General features: G+C 56.7%; 6 protein-coding genes. 4 read left to right on the top strand and 2 right to left on the bottom strand.

Annotated elements, in window-relative coordinates; all coding sequences use genetic code 11:
* On the top strand, nt 1–397 hold a 397-nt coding region (locus tag KF784_19895; protein ID MBX3121324.1), incomplete at its 5' end, for a hypothetical protein.
* Between the two features lie 150 nt (nt 398–547).
* Here the strand turns inward: KF784_19895 and KF784_19890 are convergent.
* Both KF784_19890 and KF784_19885 read right to left on the bottom strand, forming a co-directional pair.
* A complete protein-coding gene (locus tag KF784_19890; protein ID MBX3121323.1) occupies nt 548–868 on the bottom strand; it encodes a hypothetical protein in 321 nt (106 codons plus the stop codon).
* Nucleotides 869–890: 22 nt separating this feature from the next.
* Nucleotides 891–1,229 carry a type II toxin-antitoxin system RelE/ParE family toxin gene (locus KF784_19885; protein ID MBX3121322.1) on the bottom strand — a complete coding sequence of 113 codons (339 nt, stop codon included), beginning with the start codon at nt 1,227–1,229 and terminating at the stop codon, nt 891–893.
* Nucleotides 1,230–1,518: 289 nt separating this feature from the next.
* Here KF784_19885 and KF784_19880 point away from each other — a divergent pair, with 289 nt between their 5' ends.
* From KF784_19880 to KF784_19870, 3 genes are all read left to right on the top strand, one after another.
* Nucleotides 1,519–2,115 (top strand): hypothetical protein, encoded by a 597-nt coding sequence (locus tag KF784_19880; GenBank protein MBX3121321.1) that lies wholly within the window; start codon nt 1,519–1,521, stop codon nt 2,113–2,115.
* Nucleotides 2,116–2,759: 644 nt separating this feature from the next.
* Nucleotides 2,760–2,984 (top strand): addiction module protein, encoded by a 225-nt coding sequence (locus KF784_19875; protein MBX3121320.1) that lies wholly within the window; start codon nt 2,760–2,762, stop codon nt 2,982–2,984.
* Entirely contained in the window at nt 2,984–3,280 is a 297-nt protein-coding gene (locus KF784_19870) for a type II toxin-antitoxin system RelE/ParE family toxin (GenBank protein MBX3121319.1), read from the top strand. Before KF784_19875 ends, KF784_19870 begins: the two co-directional genes overlap by 1 nt.
* Nucleotides 3,281–3,284: the final 4 nt, after the last annotated feature.

Here is a 3,284-nt window from a genome sequence, read left to right as displayed (position 1 = left end):
GGCCTATCATGCACGCGTCGCCTTGGCCGCGCCGCTGGCCAGAGACTACAAGGTGCTCGACATGGGGGATCGAATGGGGGAGATGGCGTCCGCCAAGGAAGCCGGAGGCCGTCTCCGTCGATCCGCTCCCCGTATTGAGGAAGCACGGCAGCTCTATACGAGCGCGTTGCTTGAGAAGAAGGATCAGGCGATCGCGACCTTGGGGCGGACCGACTATGAATATTATCTGGGCCGGTTCCGAGCGGCACTGGTGGAACATGGGGCGGTGCTGAAGAAAGAACCGCGTGATGTCAAACGAGATGCCAAGCGTGAGAAGAACGGTGATATCGAGCACACGATGCGAGTGATCAAAGAGGCACTCTCCAGCCTCAAGGATCTGGAACCGGTCTCTAGTTAGGCCGGCGTAGGCGGTCGAGAAGCGGGCCGATGCCCTGAGGGCTCGGCCCGCTGACCCGGCAGATTGGTGTCGAATTCGTGAATGACTGACACGAAAGATATGTGAACTGGTGAATGGGCGACGCGGCCCATTGTACTGCGCCATTCACTCTCAGCTGGCTTCGGCCGTCACGCGCAATCTGACGCGAGCCTTCTTCTGGAGCGCGTTCAGGATATTGAAGAAATTGTCTGTGCTTGGGTTTCCACTCGGACCCAACATCCGATGCAGGCTTTTGCTCGGCTTCTTGAGCGTCAGGGCGAGCTCCTCAAACCCAATGGTGGCATTCACCAGATCGCGGAGGATGGCCTTGCCCACAGTGGTATCGCCGGAAAAATATGCATTCAGCGCCTCCGTAAACAGCGCCTCACGAAAGCGGGGATCGCGCTCCGCGCGGGCCGTCACCGTGTTTCTGAACTCTCGCGTGAGTGCCATAGGTTCCCCCCCCCGTTCCCTGTTATGTCTTCTTGGTGTCCTTACGACGACGGTAATCTGTCCACCGGACTCTAGCCGTCTCGATCGCCTGTTGCTGGCGCTGCTTCGTGCTGCCACCTAGGAGGATCACAAGACTGTCGCCATCCTTGCCGAAATAGACGCGATAGCCAGGCCCGGCATCGATCTTCCGTTCAAACACTCCAGCTCCAACTCCCTTGACGTTCGACCAGTTCCCGGCAGCTAACCGATAGAGTGCTGCGGCCACTTTTGCTGAGGCGACAGCAGGTAGGCCTTTGAACCATGTGGCAAATGGAGAACGCGCCTTGAGGTCAAGATATTCGAGTATGCGTATCTCGCGCATGAAGATGGTAACGATTATGTTACTTCGGCTGCGAGGTAGCGTGCAATCAAATTATTGCGGAGAATGACAACAATGGGGTCGAATAATGGGGTTGGGAGTCTTTTCTAACCCGGACATCGCAGTCCGATGACAAAAGACTCCCGCCCCCTTTGTTCTCACGCCGCCCTGTTCATCTTCAGCGAACAGGGGAGAATCGCGCGGAAGGAAGTGGCCAAATTGTTGATGAGATGGTATACAGGCACGGCTTGTTTGGGCTGTCCCCCTGAATGCTCGCATGATTCGAATGCGTATGGGTATCAAACGTTATTCGCCCACCCTCGTCAGTCTCATTTTCTTAGGACATGTGCTTCTCCTGAATTCGGCCTGTACAGTTCTGAGCTATCGTTCCGCCGGGGCGCCGGCCATACCGCTTGTTGAAACGCACGACAGGTTAGAGTTTCTCTCATTCTCCTACCTCGCAGGATTTCCTCCTGTTAGCAATGAAGAAAAGATTCCGTGGCCGAGTCAACTGCTGAAGGACTCACTTGAGAAGTACACTCCCTTTATAAAAGTCATCGTCACTCCTAACTCGCCGGCAATTGGTGTGCATGTCAATGCCTATCAGACCGACGGTCCACCACCTTCCACGTTTTGTCGAGTATCGGATTGGACGTTGACCATCATTCCCTGCTTCGCGGAAGGGACTGTACTCGAGACGCACTTTGATGTGTTTGTGGATAACCGCTTAGAGCAGAGTTATCGATACAACATTAGTCGAACGGGCATCCAATGGATCGGGTTGTTACCGTTTGTCTGGATCAATTTCTTTACCACAGACTATAAGGAATCGTTTTCTGATAACGTACTCCAGTTCATCGCCGACGCGAAGCGAGCCGGCTTGCTGTAGCGTATGCCCCTCCCGCCAATGACTACCCAACTAACCGGCAAAAGCCTATTTGAGAATTTTGCTGGGGTGGGCGACTTGGCTCAGCGTATCGCGCCATTCACTTCTAGCTGGCTTCGGCCATCACTCGCAATCTGACGCGAGCCTTACTTCTGGAACGCCTTCAAGCAGCTATAAGGGGTCGAACCATTCCTGGCGGTGGCCTGGCTGGTTCCCTCGGTGCGCGTGTCCTACGAGGGCCTTCTGAGGCCGCGCGTTGCGCGAGCACAGGGAATCGTCTGGCCAGCGCTTCCCATTCTTTCCTGGACATCGTTTCTATAAATGGTGTCTGGCAGGGGATTGTCCGCCCATTGACTGCATGAGCGGGCACCTGACTTGCCGTAGCCAGCGGCCGTTGCGCTTCGGAGGCAACGGCGAGGCCTGTCCTGTTTGAGCCGGCTGCCGGCGAGTTGACAGGCTTCGAGCCGCCGGGGCTTTAGTCGGGGGCTCATGTGGCGCCTGTGGGGAATCAATCTCCCGCCAGGCCCTAGCCACTTTCCTCATGGCGGCTTTGTGTCATGCAAGTTGATGGCGCTTCGCGGCCCAGGCCCAGTCACGGCGCGCAGGACAGGCTTTCTTGCTCCTATGGCTTCTGGTAGACTTCGCACATGGGATCTGACGCAACCAAATTGTTAGAAGCAGCCTTGAAGCTTCCACCAGAAGCCCGCGCGGCCATGGCCGGGTCCTTGTTGGATAGCCTGGATACCGCCCTTGATGCGGATGCCGAAACGGATTGGGAGCAGGAAATCGCACGCCGCCTCAAGGATCTCGATTCGTCTCACCCTCATCTCGTTTCCTGGAGCGATGCCCGTCGAAAGATACTCGGCCTTTGATGCCCGGGTTATCGGTTGTGTTTCATCCCGCCGCTGTTGAAGAGGCTCAAGCTGCTCGGCAATGGTATGCGGCAAGAAGCCAGTCGGCTGCGGACTCGTTTCTCGCCGAACTTGACCGCGGCATCGAAGCCGTCTCTCTTGCTCCGGAACGCTGGCCGCTGTTCGTCCACGGCACTCGCCGGTATCTTTTTCAGCGATTTCCCTTCCCGTTGGTCTACCGGGTCGTGAAGGACTCCGTTCAGGTGGTGGCCCTTGCTCATGGCCGACGCCGGCCAGGATATCGGAAACTTCGCTAAGGCA

Source organism: Fimbriimonadaceae bacterium, assembly GCA_019638775.1.
In the GTDB taxonomy this organism is placed as follows: domain Bacteria; phylum Armatimonadota; class Fimbriimonadia; order Fimbriimonadales; family Fimbriimonadaceae; genus JAHBTD01.
This window is presented reverse-complemented; position numbering and strand designations above follow the sequence as displayed.